At 68.4% G+C, this 14967-nt stretch carries 16 protein-coding genes and 1 tRNA gene; 11 read left to right on the top strand and 6 right to left on the bottom strand.

Annotation, left to right across the window (positions count from 1 at the left end; translation table 11 throughout):
- Positions 1-205: 205 nt before the first annotated feature.
- The gene (locus ACOAMO_RS01995) at positions 206-643 is read left to right on the top strand and encodes a hypothetical protein (RefSeq protein WP_420175924.1); all 438 of its coding nucleotides are present in this window, start codon (positions 206-208) and stop codon (positions 641-643) included.
- Between the two features lie 111 nt (positions 644-754).
- Here the strand turns inward: ACOAMO_RS01995 and ACOAMO_RS02000 are convergent, their stop codons facing one another.
- Complete coding sequence (locus tag ACOAMO_RS02000) at positions 755-949, bottom strand: CsbD family protein (RefSeq protein ID WP_420175925.1); 195 nt, start codon at positions 947-949, stop codon at positions 755-757.
- A gap of 111 nt (positions 950-1060) precedes the next feature.
- Positions 1061-1339: a DUF3263 domain-containing protein gene (locus ACOAMO_RS02005; protein WP_420175926.1), complete on the bottom strand. Its 279-nt coding sequence runs from the start codon at positions 1337-1339 to the stop codon at positions 1061-1063.
- Between the two features lie 186 nt (positions 1340-1525).
- On the opposite strand from ACOAMO_RS02005, the gene manA reads away from it, so the two are divergent.
- Positions 1526-2686, top strand: a complete 1161-nt coding sequence (gene manA, locus ACOAMO_RS02010; protein WP_420175927.1) for a mannose-6-phosphate isomerase, class I — start codon at positions 1526-1528, stop codon at positions 2684-2686.
- Between the two features lie 58 nt (positions 2687-2744).
- A tRNA-Thr gene (locus tag ACOAMO_RS02015) sits at positions 2745-2817 on the top strand.
- 3 nt (positions 2818-2820) lie between these two features.
- On the opposite strand, the gene ACOAMO_RS02020 is transcribed toward ACOAMO_RS02015, so the two are convergent.
- Positions 2821-3156: a rhodanese-like domain-containing protein gene (locus tag ACOAMO_RS02020; RefSeq protein ID WP_420175928.1), complete on the bottom strand. Its 336-nt coding sequence runs from the start codon at positions 3154-3156 to the stop codon at positions 2821-2823.
- A gap of 91 nt (positions 3157-3247) precedes the next feature.
- Between ACOAMO_RS02020 and ACOAMO_RS02025 the strand changes: the two genes are divergently transcribed.
- Positions 3248-3865, top strand: a complete 618-nt coding sequence (locus ACOAMO_RS02025) for a class I SAM-dependent methyltransferase (protein WP_420175929.1) — start codon at positions 3248-3250, stop codon at positions 3863-3865.
- A gap of 1 nt (position 3866) precedes the next feature.
- Complete coding sequence (locus ACOAMO_RS02030) at positions 3867-4388, top strand: O-acetyl-ADP-ribose deacetylase (RefSeq protein WP_420175930.1); 522 nt, start codon at positions 3867-3869, stop codon at positions 4386-4388.
- 14 nt (positions 4389-4402) lie between these two features.
- On the opposite strand, the gene ACOAMO_RS02035 is transcribed toward ACOAMO_RS02030, so the two are convergent.
- From ACOAMO_RS02035 to tdh, 3 genes are read right to left on the bottom strand one after another with little or no spacing between them, the layout of a single operon-like run.
- Entirely contained in the window at positions 4403-5173 is a 771-nt protein-coding gene (locus ACOAMO_RS02035; protein WP_420175931.1) for a DedA family protein, read from the bottom strand.
- 50 nt (positions 5174-5223) lie between these two features.
- Entirely contained in the window at positions 5224-6456 is a 1233-nt protein-coding gene (locus ACOAMO_RS02040; protein WP_420176951.1) for a glycine C-acetyltransferase, read from the bottom strand.
- Between the two features lie 13 nt (positions 6457-6469).
- A complete protein-coding gene (gene tdh, locus ACOAMO_RS02045) occupies positions 6470-7498 on the bottom strand; it encodes an L-threonine 3-dehydrogenase (protein ID WP_420175932.1) in 1029 nt (342 codons plus the stop codon).
- A 92-nt stretch (positions 7499-7590) separates the two neighbouring features.
- Between tdh and ACOAMO_RS02050 the strand changes: the two genes are divergently transcribed.
- The 6 genes from ACOAMO_RS02050 (at position 7591) to cysS (ending at position 14966) form a co-directional block, all read left to right on the top strand.
- Positions 7591-8997, top strand: coding sequence for an L-serine ammonia-lyase (locus ACOAMO_RS02050; protein ID WP_420175933.1), 1407 nt, complete (start codon positions 7591-7593; stop codon positions 8995-8997).
- A 194-nt stretch (positions 8998-9191) separates the two neighbouring features.
- A complete protein-coding gene (locus tag ACOAMO_RS02055) occupies positions 9192-10304 on the top strand; it encodes an ABC transporter ATP-binding protein (protein WP_420175934.1) in 1113 nt (370 codons plus the stop codon).
- A gap of 190 nt (positions 10305-10494) precedes the next feature.
- Positions 10495-11679 (top strand): cystathionine gamma-synthase, encoded by a 1185-nt coding sequence (gene metB, locus ACOAMO_RS02060; protein WP_420175935.1) that lies wholly within the window; start codon positions 10495-10497, stop codon positions 11677-11679.
- A gap of 126 nt (positions 11680-11805) precedes the next feature.
- Complete coding sequence (locus ACOAMO_RS02065; RefSeq protein ID WP_420175936.1) at positions 11806-13206, top strand: DUF4032 domain-containing protein; 1401 nt, start codon at positions 11806-11808, stop codon at positions 13204-13206.
- The gene (locus ACOAMO_RS02070) at positions 13203-13436 is read left to right on the top strand and encodes a hypothetical protein (RefSeq protein WP_420175937.1); all 234 of its coding nucleotides are present in this window, start codon (positions 13203-13205) and stop codon (positions 13434-13436) included. Before ACOAMO_RS02065 ends, ACOAMO_RS02070 begins: the two co-directional genes overlap by 4 nt.
- A 51-nt stretch (positions 13437-13487) precedes the next feature.
- Positions 13488-14966, top strand: a complete 1479-nt coding sequence (cysS, locus tag ACOAMO_RS02075) for a cysteine--tRNA ligase (RefSeq protein WP_420175938.1) — start codon at positions 13488-13490, stop codon at positions 14964-14966.
- Position 14967 lies beyond the last annotated feature (1 nt).

The following is a 14967-nucleotide window of genomic DNA, read 5'->3' on the forward strand; positions in this document are numbered from 1 at the left end:
TCCCGCGTCGGGGGCCTGGTGGCCCCGGGTCTGTCGTTGTCTGGGTGGCGCTGGCATCCCGATGCCCGCGACGGACGGCCCTTGGCCTCATCGATGAGCTAGCGCTGGCACTCTAAGCTACCGAGTGCCAAGTCCCTTTTTAGCACTCCCCCCAAGAGAGTGCAAAAGGCTGTCGCCCGTCCGCCAGTGGCGGCAGAATGTGGGCGTGCGCAAGCCCTCCCCCGGCCGCCAACCGGCCTCGCCAGCCATGCTCGCCATCCGCAATGCAGGCAACTGGATCAACCTCAGCACGCCGCTGGGCTTGGCCGTCGCCGCCGCAGGCGGGGCGCGCCTGCGCCGCGGCCCCCGTGGCCTGTGGCTGGCCGATGGCTACCGGTGGAGCTTCCCCAAGGCTGGCGCCTTCACCATCGGCAATGTGGTGACCACCCGGCACCCGGACGTCGAGCAATTGCTGCAGCGCCCCGGCCTGCTGGCACACGAGGAGAGCCACAGCTGGCAGTGGACCCTGTGCGCCGGGCTGCCCTTCCTGCCGGTCTACGGCGCCATGGCGCTGTGGTCGCTGCTGCGCCACGGCGACCACGCCACCGGGAACTTCTTCGAGTGCCAGGCCGACCTGCGCGACGGTGGCTACCGCGGCAGCTGAGCCCCGACGGTCACGACGAGCGAACATGCGAAACGCCCGCCATCCCGGAGGATGACGGGCGTCCCTGCGGCGTCCGGGGCCGTCAGTGGCGCGCCGGAGAGCCGGTCAAGCTCACTTCTTCAGGTCGTTGACCACGTCGTTGGCCTTGTCCTTGGCCTGCTCGATCTTCTGGCCAGCCTGGCCGTCGAACTCCTGAGCAGCACCCTCGGTCTGCAGACGCTCGTTGTCGGTGGCGTCCCCGGCGGCCTGCTTGGCCTTGCCGACGGCCTGGTCCTTGGCATTCTCGAACTTGTCACCGATACCCATGGTTCTTCCTTCCGTCGCCCCGGCAGCTCCCGGGTGGTGTCCTCCACGCTAGGGCCGCACGGCACCGCTTACCAGTGCTTGCGCGTCGAGCGAACGCGGCAGCAGCCCTCCTCAGCGCACCAGGCGAGCCGCCGAACGGGCCTGGGCGCGGCGTTCGCGCAACCTGCGCAGCCGCTTGACCAGCAGGGGATCGTGCCGCAGCGCCTCGGGACGGTCGATCAACCGGTTGAGCACCTGGTGGTAGCGCGGCAGCGACATGTCGAAACGATCGCGGATCTCCTGCTCCCCCACGGCGCGTGCCGTCACCGGACGAGCCGCCTCGAAGTCCAGCATCGCCATCTCCAGGCTGCTGAGTTCGGGGCAGGGGTCGAGCGGCTGGGCGTCGGACATGCCCGTGAGTCTAGGCGCGCCGCATCCCGGTGTCATGCGGGTGAGGTGGGCAGAATCCGCGCCAGACCGGGGGGGGTGATGCCCGCAGGACCTGCAACAAGGCCCGGTGACCTGCAAGACTGGATCGCGCGACGGCCACTCGGGCGCCACGCAGACACCACCAGAGGACTGAACCGTATGTATTCGATGTCGGGAGCCATCCAGCACTACGCCTGGGGATCGACCACGGCAATCCCTGAGATCCTGGGAACCGAGGCCACCAGCGAGCCACAGGCCGAATACTGGCTGGGCGCACATTCCAGCGCCCCCTCCACCGTGGACGGCAGGCCCCTTGACGAGCTGATCGCACAGCAGCCAACCATCGTCGGCAATGCCAGCGTGCAGGCCTTCGGGCCCTGCCTGCCCTACCTGTTGAAGGTGCTGGCCGCCAACCGCCCGTTGTCGCTGCAGGCCCACCCCACGCGGGAGCAGGCCGAGGAGGGCTTCGCGCTGGAGAACTCGCTGGGCATTGCGCTCGACGACCCCAAGCGCACCTACAAGGACGCCTGGCCCAAGCCGGAGCTGATGCTCGCGCTGACCCCCTTCGACGCCCTGTGCGGCTTCCGGGACAGCCTGCTCACCGCCGAACTGTTCGAACGGGTCGGCATTCCCGCCCTGGACCAGATGGTGGCCCCGCTGCGCATGCGTGGCGGATCCGCCGGCCTGATGGAGGTCTTCCTCGACGCCCTGGGCCAGACCGACGAGCGTCGTGACCTGGTCAACGAGACGGTGGCGCGCTGCCTGCCCCACAGCGACGAGCAGGGCGACTTCGGCGAATTCTGCCGCACGGCGGTGATGCTCGACGAGTTCTACCCCGGCGACAGCTCGATCCTGGCCGCCCTGATGATGAACCGCTTCACGATGCAGCCCGGCGAGGGGGTCTTCCTGCCGGCCGGCAACATGCACGCCTATCTCAAGGGCACCGGCATCGAGATCATGGCCAATTCCGACAATGTGCTGCGCGGCGGCCTGACCCCCAAGCACATCGACGTGGACGCCCTGGTCTCCGTGGTCGATTTCGACGCCGCCCCGGTGGAGCTGGTGCGCGCCGTCCAGGAGGCCCCGGGCCTGAGCCGCTACCCCACCCCGGCCCCCGAGTTCGCGCTGTGGCAGCTCGACCTGGCCGATGGGATCGAGGTGAGACTGCCCGCCGTCGACCTGGGCCGCACCCTGCTCGTGGTGGAGGGATCGCTGACCGGCTCCGACGGCACGACGCTGACCAAGGGGCAGGCCGCCTTCCTGGAGGCGGGCGAGGACGTCACCGTCACGGGCACCGCCACTGCCTTCCTGGCCGCGCCGGGAGTCTGAGGTTCGACAGCGGCGGTCCGGCTGGGCACAATTGGTCCAGCCGCACCAGCCGCGGTGTGCCTCTGTAGCTCAGTTGGTAGAGCGCCTCTCTTGTAAAGAGGATGTCGCGGGTTCGAATCCTGTCAGAGGCTCGATCAGGGGCGTTTCCGGTCGATCTCAGTCGACCAGGGACGCCCCTTCGCCTTCCAGCCCCGCATCCCGCCCTTCAGCTCAGCGGCATCGATGCCGTGTTCGAGCAGCAGCGCCGTGGCCTTCTTGCCCTTGGTGCCACCACCACAGGTGACGGGCAAGGAGCCCTCCACCCGGGGCAGCTCGTCGAGCCGGTCCGACAGCTGGGCCAGTGGGATGTGCACCGCGGCGGGAGCATGACCGGCCTCCCACTGGGACTGGTCACGCACGTCGAGGATCACGGCGTCGTCGCCAAGATCGTCGATCATCACCTGGGGCAGTTGGGGATCAAGATCACTCATGGGTCCCATTGTGTCCGATCAGTCCGTGTCCGATCAGCCCGTGTCCGATCCCCGTACGGGTGGGCTTGGAGCCGTGTGGAAGGATGGCGGGGTGAGCGAGAACACGATCGAACCGGGCAAGTGGGAACAGATGGTTGCGGCCAATCCGCAGCACCCCCACAACTATGCCGAGCGCTTCCGCCAGATGGCCGCCAATGGCGCAGACCTGCTGGGCGAGGCGCGTTTCGTCGACGCGATGGCTCCGCGTGGAGCGCGGATCCTGGACGCCGGCTGCGGGCCGGGCCGGCACGCCAGCTGGTTGGCCGAGCGCGGCCACGACGTCGTGGGAGTTGATCTTGACCCCACGCTGATCGAGATCGCCCGGCGCGAGGCCCCCGGGCCGCGCTACTTCGCGCAAGACCTCGCCCTGCTCGACCTGCCCGCCCAAGGGGTGACCGAGCCCTTCGACGTGATCCTGAGCGCCGGGAATGTCATCACCTTCCCCGCGGCCTCCAGCCGTCGTCGGATCCTGGCCAACCTGGCCGCCCACCTGGCTCCGGAGGGTCGCGCCGTCATCGGCTTCGGCGCCGGCCGCGGCTACGACTTCCAGGACTTCCTCGTCGACGCCCAGGCCAGCGGGCTCAACCTGCAGCTGGGCTTGGGCACCTGGGACCTCAAGCCCTTCCGGGAGGACTCGGACTTCCTGGTGGCCATCTTCGCAAGGAGCTGACATGCACACCGACCAGATCGAGGTGGTACGCGGCGACATCACCCGGCTCGAGGTGGACGCCGTGGTCAATGCCGCCAATTCCGGCCTGCTGGGTGGCGGTGGCGTGGATGGGGCGATCCACCGCGCCGGGGGCCCGCAGATCCTGGCCGAGTGCCGGCAACTGCGGGCCACCACCCTTCCCGAGGGACTGCCTGCCGGACAGGCCGTGGCCACCACGGCAGGTCGGATGCCGGCGCGCTGGGTGGTGCACACCGTGGGCCCCGTGTACTCCAGGAGCACGGATCGTTCCGCCACCCTGGCCTCCTGCTACCGGGAGTGCCTGCGGGTGGCCGACGAGCTGGGCGCCGACAGCATCGCCTTTCCCACCATCTCGGCCGGCGTCTACGGCTGGCCGATGGACGACGCCACCCGGATTGCGGTGCAGACCGTGCTGGCGACCGAGTCGCGGGTGCAGCGGGTGGTGCTGGTTGCCTTCAACGAGGCGGCGGAACAGGGCTACCGAGAGGCGCTGGGCCGCGGCTGATCCGCCCCGGTGGATCAGGCCTGCTGCTTCTTACGGGCGTTGAGCGTGGTGGACCCGATGATGAAGAGGATCAGGCCGATGGCCACGTAGTTCGCGATCTTGGCGTACTGCTTCAGCAGCTGCACCGCGGGTTCACCCACCTGCCAGCCGAACCAGAAGTAGAGCAGCATCCAGGACGTGCTGGCGATGAAGTCGAGCACCATGAACTTCTTCCAGCTCATGCCGGTGGAGCCGGCCAGCACGAAGATCACCTGCATCAGCGGCAGTGGGATGGGGACGTAGGCGACGAACATGCCCAGCCACCCGAGCTTGTGGGCCCAGGTCTCCGCCTTGGCATAGTTGCGGGCGGCGCGCTTGGACTGCCCGGCCCAGACCTCGATCATGCCGCGGCCCCACAGCTTGCCGGCCCACCAGAAGACCCAGTCGAACTTGATCGACATGAGCGATCCGGCCACCAGGTACCACCACCAGTGGGGTGCCAATCCTTGGCTGGCCAGAGCTCCCATGGCCGCCGTGCCGGAGCGAGATCCCGTCAGGGCCACCAGCACCGGTGGGTTGAGCCCCAGCAGCCAGCCGCGCAGCGGCAGCATGGCCAGCCCGAACAGTCCCATGAACAGGATCCAGGCCATGCACTGCTTGTCGGCCCGGCCGGGTTCGTGCTTCCACGGCATCCCCGGGTCATCCCACCACTCGCGCTCGGGCGCGTCGGTCTGGGGCGGCTGCTCGGTGACGTCGACGGGTGGCGTCTGGCGGGCCTGCCAGGGATCGGGCTGCTGCGTGGTCACCGCGCCAGCGTACCCGGGGCCGATGCCATGCCCCGGGCACGCGCTGGGGCTCAGCCCACCTCGGCGCGGGCCTTCACGAAGGCGGCCACCGCGGCCTCCAGGTCGTCCCGGGTGAGGGTGGCGGACATCTGGGTGCGGATGCGGGCCTTGTCCTGCGGCACGACAGGGTAGCTGAAGGCGCGCACGTAGATGCCCTCGTCCAGGATGATGTCGGCCATCTTGGCGGCCTTGACCGCGTCCCCCACCATGACGGGCACGATCGCGTGGTCGCTGTGGGGAATCTCGAAGCCCAAGCGGCCCATTTCCTGCCGGAACCAGGCGGTGTTCTCGTTCAACCGATCGCGCAGTTCGCCGGATTCCTCCAGCAGTTCTAGGGTGGCCAGGGCAGCGCCGGCGATCGAGGGGGCCAGCGAGTTGCTGAACAGGTAGGGCCGGCTGCGCTGACGCAGCATCTCGACGATCTCGGCCCGGGCGCAGGTGTAGCCGCCCGACGCGCCGCCCAGCGCCTTGCCCAGCGTGCCGGTGATGATGTCGACGCGGTCACTCACCCCGTACTTCTCGGGGGTTCCGGCGCCGGTGGGCCCGACGAATCCGACGGCGTGCGAATCGTCGACCATCACCAGGGCGTCGTACTTCTCCGCCAGGTCACAGATCTCGTCCAGCGGAGCCAGGTAGCCGTCCATGCTGAAGACCCCGTCGGTGGCGATCAGCCGATAGCGGCAGTCCTTGGCCTCGACGAGCCTGGCCTCCAGGTCTGCCATGTCGCGGTTCTTGTAGCGCAACCGCTTGGCCTTGCTCAACCGGACTCCGTCGATGATCGACGCGTGGTTCAGCTCGTCGGAGATGATCGCGTCTTCGGGGCCGCACAACACCTCGAAGAGTCCACCATTGGCGTCGAAGCAGGAGCTGTAGAGGATGGTGTCCCAGGCCTGGCCGTCGCGGGCCTCGACAGGCTCGGCCGTCGCACTGCCCCGGTCCCCGAGCTTGTCGAGGGGGTGGAGGAAGTTGGTGATCTTGGATTCCAGCGTCTTGTGCAGGTCCTGGGTGCCACAGATGAAGCGCACCGAGGCCATCCCGAAGCCCCAGTCGTCGAGCGCCTTCTTGGCGGCGTCGATGAGCCGGGGGTCGTCGGCCAGCCCGAGGTAGTTGTTGGCGCACAGGTTGACCACGCGTCGGCCTTCGACGTCGATGTGGGCGCTCTGTGCGGAGCTGAGGGGAACCTCATGCTTGTAGAGGCCCTGTTCCTTGAGCTCGGCCAGTTGTGTGGACAGGTCGTCCTTGATCTTGCCGTACATGTCAGTTGCTCCAGTCCATGACGACCTTGCCGCCCTTGCCGTTCCCGGCGGTGGCGAAGGCCTGTTCGTGCTCGGTGTAGTGGAAGCGGTCAGTGATGACCCCCGAGATGTCCAGACCCGATTCCAGCAGCACGCTCATGGCATACCAGGTCTCGAAGATCTCCCGCCCGGTGACGCCCTTGAGCGTGAGCATGTTGAAGATGATCTTGCTGAAGTCGATCTCGGTGGGCTTGCTGGGGGTGCCCAACAGGGCGATGCGCCCGCCGTGGGTCATGTGGTCGATCATGCTGGCCAGCGCGATTCCCGAACCGGACATCTCCAGGCCGATGTCGAAGCCCTCCTTCATCCGTGCCCGTTCGAAGACGGTCGACAGCTGTTCCCGACCCACGTTGATGGTGTCGGCCAGGCCGAGGCTTCGTGCCAGTTCCAGGCGCTCGTCGGACAGGTCGCTGACCACCACGTGGCGGGCACCGGCGAACTGCGCCACCAGCGCCGCCATGATGCCGATCGGCCCGGCGCCGCTGACCAGCACGTCCTCCCCCAGGCAGGGGAACTGCAGTGCCGTGTGGACGGCATTGCCGAAGGGGTCGAAGATGGCCGCGACGTCGGGGTCGATCGGCCGGTGGTGGACCCAGATGTTGCTGGCCGGCATGGCGAAGTACTCGCTGAAACAGCCCGGAACCATGTAGCCGATGCCCTTGGTGTTGCGGCACAGGTGACGCTTGCCGGCCAGGCAGGCGCGGCAGCGGCCGCAGACATAGTGGCCCTCACCACTGACGAACATGCCCACCTCGAGGTCTTGCACCTCCGAGCCCAGGTGCACGATCTCACCGCAGAACTCGTGGCCGATGACCAGCGGTGTGGGCACCACGCGTTGGGCCCACGGGTCCCATTTGTCGATGTGGAGGTCCGTGCCGCAGATGCCGGTGCGCATCACCTTGATCAGCACTTCATTGGGGCCGGCCACCGGCTCCGGCACTTCAACCAGCTGCAACCCCGGCTCCGGGGTGACCTTGACCAATGCCTTCATCTTTTCTCCTCACCTGAGCCTGACACAGAAAATACTCCCGCGGAAGATGCGGGCTCAGTTCAGGTCTGGCACTGGAAAGAATGTCCTTCTCCATGCACACTTGGCGCGTGGCGATCAGCTCCTTCGACATGTTCAAGATCGGCATCGGGCCGTCGAGTTCCCACACCGTGGGGCCGATGCGCGCTGCCGCAACCTTCACCGGCGGCCTGGTCCGCGACGGGCTGGCCCAGCGCACCACCAGGGTGCAGGCCCAACTGTTCGGCTCGCTGGGCGCCACCGGCCACGGCCACGGCTCCAAGCCCGCGGTGGTCCTGGGCCTGGAGGGTGCACTGCCCGAAAGCGTCGACACCCATCAGGCGCCGGTGCGCACCGCCGAGGTGGAACGGACTCGCCGCATCCGGCTGGGCTCCCCCGAGGGCCCCGAGATCGACTTCGATCCAGCCGAGGACCTGGTGATGCATCGCACCCGTCGGCTCGACTTCCACACCAACGGCATGGTCTTCACCGCCTGGGAAGGTGACCAGGTGTTGCAGGAGCGCACCTTCTACTCCATCGGCGGTGGTTTCGTCCTGGAGGACGACGGTTCCGGCAGCCCGCGCATCACGCGGGACACCACCCGGGTGCCCTTCGACTACCGTTCCGGCGCGGAGCTGCTGGCCCATTGTCGCGACCACCGGCTGCGCATCCCCGAGGTGCAGATGGCCAATGAACTCGCCCTGGGCCGCACCGAGCAGGAGGTGCGCGACGGTCTGCTTCGCATCTGGCAGGTGATGGACGGCTGCATTGCACAGGGTTGCGCCACCTCGGGCGTGCTGCCGGGTGGGTTGAAGGTGCGGCGGCGCGCCCACCGGCTCTACCTTGACCTCACGGCACGCAGCAAGCAGCCACCGGGCCCCACCGACCCGCTCGCGGCGATGGACTGGCTCACGCTGTGGGCCCTGGCGGTCAACGAGGAGAACGCGGCCGGTGGCCGGGTGGTGACCGCCCCGACCAATGGCGCGGCCGGGATCATCCCCTCGGTGCTGAAGTATGTGATGACCTTCATGCCCGGGGCTTGCGACGAGACGGTGGTCGACTTCCTGCTGACCGCGGGAGCGATCGGCGGCATCTACCAGCAGAGCGCCTCGATCTCCGGCGCCGAGGTGGGCTGCCAGGGGGAGGTGGGCGTGGCCGGGTCGATGGCCTCCGCCGGGCTGTGCCAGGTGCTGGGCGGCAGCCCGCAGCAGGTGAGCAATGCCGCCGAGATCGGTCTGGAGCACCATCTGGGACTGACCTGTGACCCTGTGGGTGGGCTGGTGCAGATCCCCTGCATCGAGCGCAATGCCATGGCCAGCGTGCAGGCGATCACCGCAGGCAGGCTGGCGCTGCAGGGCGACGGCCAGCAGATCGTCAGCCTCGACCAGGTGATCAAGACGATGATGCAGACCGGGGCCGACATGAAGACCAAGTACAAGGAGACCGCCCGGGGCGGGCTGGCCGTCAACATCGTGGAGTGCTGAGGGCCCCGTTCGTTCACGATTTGGTAACAGCGAACACGAATGCCCTAGTCAGCGGTTGCCGAAAAGGTTAACCCCGGGGGTCGGCTGTTGACTGTGACCCCAGGTGTGCCAGTCTTGCCGAGTGGACAGAGTGAGTCCACGGATTCCACTACGGATCGTCGGGCACGTACCTGCCCGTGGAAAGGAAGTGTGGCATGGCCACCGTCAGTTTCAACGATGCCTCGCGCGTCTACCCGGGCGCTGATCGCCCCGCCGTCAACAAGCTGAACCTCGAGATCGGCGACGGCGAGTTCATGGTCCTTGTCGGCCCCTCCGGCTGTGGCAAGTCCACCAGCCTGCGCATGCTGGCCGGCTTGGAAGAGGTCAACGCCGGCAGCATCCACATCGGTGACCGCGACGTCACCGACCTGCCGCCCAAGGACCGTGACATCGCCATGGTCTTCCAGAACTACGCCCTGTACCCGCACATGACGGTCGCGGACAACATGGGCTTCGCGCTCAAGATGCAGAACGTTCCCAAGGAGGAGCGTCAGCAGCGCGTCCAGGAGGCCGCCAAGCTGCTCGGCCTGGAGGACTTCCTGTCCCGCAAGCCGAAGGCCCTGTCCGGTGGTCAGCGCCAGCGCGTCGCCATGGGCCGCGCCATCGTCCGCAACCCGCAGGTCTTCCTGATGGACGAGCCGCTGTCGAACCTCGACGCCAAGCTGCGCGTGCAGACCCGTACCCAGATCGCGGCCCTGCAGTCCCGTCTGGGCGTCACCACCGTCTACGTGACCCACGACCAGGTGGAGGCCATGACGATGGGCGACCGCGTGGCCGTGATGAAGGACGGCGTGCTGCAGCAGGTGGACAGCCCGCTGGCGCTCTACGACACCCCGGCCAACCTCTTCGTCGCCGGCTTCATCGGCTCCCCGGCCATGAACCTGATCCCGGCCAGCGTCGTCGACGGTGGCGTGCAGGTGGGCGACTACGTCGTGCCGGTCCCCCGCGAGGTGCTGGCCAAGGCTCCCAACGAGCGCGACCTGACCATCGGCATCCGTCCCGAGACCTTCTCGATCGCCAACGACGACAACGGCATTCCGGTCGACGTAGCCGTGGTCGAGGAGCTGGGCGCCGACGGCTACATCTACGGCACCCTGGCCGGCCTGCCCGACGACCAGAAGCTCACCGCGCCCCAGATCGTGGCCCGCATCAGCGGCCGCGTCCAGCCGCAGCGCGGCGCCACGGTCCGTCTGGCCGTCTCGCCCAACGATGTGCACGTCTTCAGCAATGAGACCCAGCAGCGCATCTCGGGTGGCACCAACCGCTGATCCCAGCACCCCGACGACGTGGGCCCTCGCCTCTGGCGGGGGCCCACGTCCGTGCTCCCGGGATCACTCGCCCGGTCCGTCGGGCATGGCGGACTTCTGTGTGATCGATCGCTTCCCTGCAAGGCATGCTCGACGGGCACATCGTGGACAATTCATCGGTCCTTGGCTGAGGGTGCCTAGGCTCGAAGGCATGACCGAGCCCGAAGCCACCTCCACCTCCCCCAGCCAGCAGACCCGTGGGCTGCGCACCGGACTGGACCGTGACCCGGCCAAGCAGTCCGTGGTGCCCCCGATCCACATGTCCACCAACTACACCTTCCGGGGGCTGGATGGCCGCGGAGAGTTCGACTACTCCCGCAGCGGCAACCCCACCAGGGCGTTGTTGGCGGAGGCGCTGGCCACCCTGGAGGGCGGCGCCGACGCCGTGGTCACCGCCAGCGGCATGGCGGCGGTCACCCTGGTCGTCAACACCTTCGTGCCGGCCGGCGGCCGCGTCGTGGCGCCGCACGACTGCTATGGCGGCAGCTGGCGCCAGCTGCAGTGGCTGGCCGACAAGGGCGCCCTGAGCGTCGACTTCGTCGACCTGACCGATCCCGAGCAGGCTCGCCGGGCCCTGCAGTCGCCGGCGTCACTGGTACTGCTGGAGAGCCCCTCCAACCCCTTGCTGCGGCTGACCGACATCGCATCCGTCAGCGCCTGGGCCCACGAGGCCGGGGCCGTGGTGGCAGTGGACAACACCTTCTGTTCCCCCGCCCTGCAGCGCCCACTGGAGCTGGGGGCCGACGTGGTGCTGCACTCCACCACGAAGTTCATCAACGGGCACTCCGACGTCGTGGGTGGCGCGGTGATCGCCGCCAGCGCGGCCCATGCCGAGGAGCTGGCGGGCTGGGCCAACTGCCTGGGCCTGACTGGCGGAGCCCTGGACTCCTATCTGACCCTGCGTGGTCTGCGAACCCTGGACGCCCGGGTGCGCGTCCACTGGGAGAACACCCAGCAGATCCTTGACCTGCTGCGGGAGCACCCCGCCGTCACCGCCGTGCACCACCCCAGCCTGCCCACCCATCCGGGGCACGCGCTGGCCCGTCGCCAGCAGCCCGGCGGTTTCGGATCGCTGCTCAGCTTCGAACTGGCCGGCGGCATCGACGCCGTGCGCCGCTTCTGCGACGGGCTGCAGCTGCTGCTGCTCGCGGAAAGCCTGGGCGGCATCGAGAGCCTGGTGTGCCACCCGGCGTCGATGACCCACGCCTCGATGCCGCCCCACGTCCAGCAGGCCGCAGGCATCACCCAGGGCCTGCTGCGGATGAGCGTGGGCATCGAGGGCGGGGACGACCTGGTGGCCGACGTGCGGGCAGCCCTGGACCGCGCCGCCCAGTGACCTGCTGAGGCGGGCTGTCACGTCGTTGCCGGAAGTTGCCGTCGCAGGATCCACATTTCCGTCGACCACAGGGGGAGGCGCCCAGCGCCGCGGCGGCGTGCGACGGATCGGTGGCACTATGGGGACGTGCCTCGTTTCCTCTCCGCCAAGCCCGATGCTCGGCTGATCCCACTGCCCTGGGGGACCCCGCTGGCCGATTGGCCCGCCGAGCAGCTCGTCGCGCTGCCCCGAGGCATCTCTCGCCACGTGGTCCGCTTCATCCGGGTGGACGACCAGGTCTATGCCGCCAAGGAGGTCATCGAGCACCTGGCGATCCACGAGTACCGCATGCTGCACGACCTGATGCGCCTCGACACCCCCGCCGTGGAACCCCTGGGAGTGGTCACCGGTCGCATCGGTCCCGATGGCGAACCGCTCGACCCGGTGCTGATCACCCGACACCTGCAGTTCAGCCTCCCCTACCGCAGCCTGTTCAGCTCGGGCGTGCGGCAGGACACGGTGATGCGGCTGATCGACGCCCTGGTGGTGCTGCTGGCACGCCTGCACCTGCTGGGCTTCCTGTGGGGCGACGTCTCACTGTCGAATGTGCTCTTCCGTCGCGACGCCGGCGAGTTCGCCGCCTACCTGGTGGATGCCGAGACCGGTGAACTCCACGACGTGCTCACCAAGGGACAGCGGGAACACGACCTGCAGATTGCCCGCACCAACCTGTTCGGCGAGTTCTGCGACCTGGAGGCCGGCGGCCTGCTGGACGAGGCCCTCGACCCGCTGAGCCTGGTGGATGCCATCGAGAACCGCTACCGCGAGCTGTGGACCGAGCTGACCGGCGTGGAGGAGTTCGGCGGCAACGAACTGCACCGCATCGAGTCGCGGGTGCGTCGGCTCAACGCCCTCGGCTTCGACGTGGCCGAACTCGACATCAGCACCTCGCGCGACGGCACCAAGGTGCGGATCCAGCCCAAGGTGGTCGACGCCGGCCACCATTCCCGTCGCCTGATGCGCTTGACCGGCCTCGACACCGAGGAGAACCAGGCCCGCAGACTGCTCAATGACCTGGACACCTTCCGGGCGCGCACCAGCCAGGGGCACGTCGACGAATCCCAGGTGGCCCACCAGTGGCTGACCCAGTGTTTCGAGCCGGTGGTGGACACCATTCCGCCCGAGCTGCTGAGCAAGCGCGATGCCGCGCAGTTCTTCCACGAGGTGCTCGACTACCGCTGGTACGCCAGTCAGCGCAATGGCTACGAGGTCTCGCACGTCGACGCGGCGCACGGCTACATCAATGACATCCTGCGCAACCTGCCCGACGAGGCGATCAGCGAGGATGCCATGGAGCAGCTGCCCGAGGGCAACCGGGTGCTGGCCAACCCCTTCGACCCGTCACAGGGTTATGCCGACGACACCGCCGAGAACCCCTATGACCCGTGGGAGGACGATCCGGTCACCGACGACGTGGCCCCCTCCCCCTTCGGCGGCTTCGACATCGAGGCGCTGCGCGCCCGGGCCGAGGCGGAGGGCAAGGGATGAGGACTCCTGCGAGCGAGGGAATGCCCCGCTGGTTCATGCCGGCCATGATGGCGCTGCTGGGCCTGGTGCCGCTGCTGCTCAGCCGCCGCACCGAATGCCTGCCGTTGGCCGGCGGCCCGGGCACGGGCGAGCAGGTGTGCAGCACCGGCAGCCCGATCGGGGCCTGGATCTTCGCCGGGCTGTGCTGGTTCTGCGCCTGGTTCCTGTGGGTGGCCCAGAAGCCTTCCTGAGGCGGTGTGCGCCCGGTTCGGCGTCGATGGGCCGTCGCCTAGACTGGCCGGGTGAACTTTCGCCTGTATGACAGCGCCACGCGCCAACTGACCGACTTCGAGCCCCTCGAACAGGGCAAGGTGTCGATCTACCACTGTGGCCTCACCGTGCAGAGCGCCCCCCATCTGGGCCACATCCGCAAGGAGGTCGTCTTCGACGTGCTGCGTCGCTGGCTGGCCTTCAGCGGCTACGAGGTGACCATCGTCGCCAATGTGACCGACATCGACGACAAGATCCTGGCCAAGAGCGCCGAGGCGGGCGTCGAGTGGTGGGCCCACGCCTACCGCTTCGAGAACGAGCTGCACGCCGCGTACAAGTCGCTGGGCTGCCTGCCGCCCACCTACGAGCCGCGCGCCACCGGGCACATCCCCGAGATGATCGAGCTGATCCAGCAGCTCATCGACAAGGGCCACGCCTACCCCGCACCCGACGAGTCCGGCGACGTCTACTTCGACGTGAAGAGCTGGCCCGCCTACGGCAGCCTGAGCCACCAGAAGGCCGACGACATGGAGGCCGCCGCCGACTCCGACCCGCGTGGCAAGCGTGACCCGCGCGACTTCGCACTGTGGAAGGGCTGGAAGCCCGGCGAGCCGGAGACCGCGTCGTGGCCCTCGCCGTGGGGACGCGGCCGCCCCGGCTGGCACATCGAGTGCTCCGCCATGTCCGGCAAGTACCTGGGCGACGCCTTCGACATCCACGGTGGCGGGCTGGACCTGCGCTTCCCGCACCACGAGAACGAGCTGGCCCAGTCCACCGCGGCCGGCCGCCCCTTCGCCAAGTACTGGATGCACAACGCGTGGGTGACCATGGCGGGCGAGAAGATGAGCAAGTCGCTGGGCAACACCGCCCTGGTCACCGAGGTGACCAAGCAGTACAACCCGCGCGCCGTGCGCTTCTTCCTGCTGGCACCGCACTACCGCAGCATGATCGAGTTCTCCCCCGCCGACGAGGAGTCGAAGGGCTCCCTGGTGGAGGCGGAGAAGGCGATCGAGCGGATCGACTCCTTCCTGGAGCGGGCCGTCCAGACCGGCGTCGAGGCCCCTCGACAAGCTCGGGGAGCAGCGGCCGACCCCACCACGACGGCCGAGCCTGTCGAGGCCGTTCCCACCGCCTTCCGTGAGGCCATGGACGAAGACCTGGGCACCCCGAAGGCCGTCGCCGCGCTCTTCGACGAGATCAGCAAGGGCAACAAGGCGCTGGCCAACAAGGACCTGCCGGCCGCCGCCGCCCACCTCGCCGCGGTGCGCAGCATGTTGGGCGTCTTCGGGCTTGACCCGGACGCCGACGAGTGGGCGCACCTGGCCTCCGACAAGGGCTCCGACCTGGAGCCCGTCGTCGACGCGCTCGTCCAGAAGCTGCTGGCGCAGCGGGCCGAGGCCCGCGCCAACAAGGACTGGGCCGCCGCCGACGCGATCCGCGACACCCTGGCCGCCACCGGCCTCAAGATCACCGACACCCCCGAGGGTGCGCGCTGGGAACTGGAGAACTGAC

Origin of the sequence: Luteococcus struthionis, assembly GCF_048595755.1 — a bacterium.
GTDB lineage: Bacteria > Actinomycetota > Actinomycetes > Propionibacteriales > Propionibacteriaceae > Luteococcus.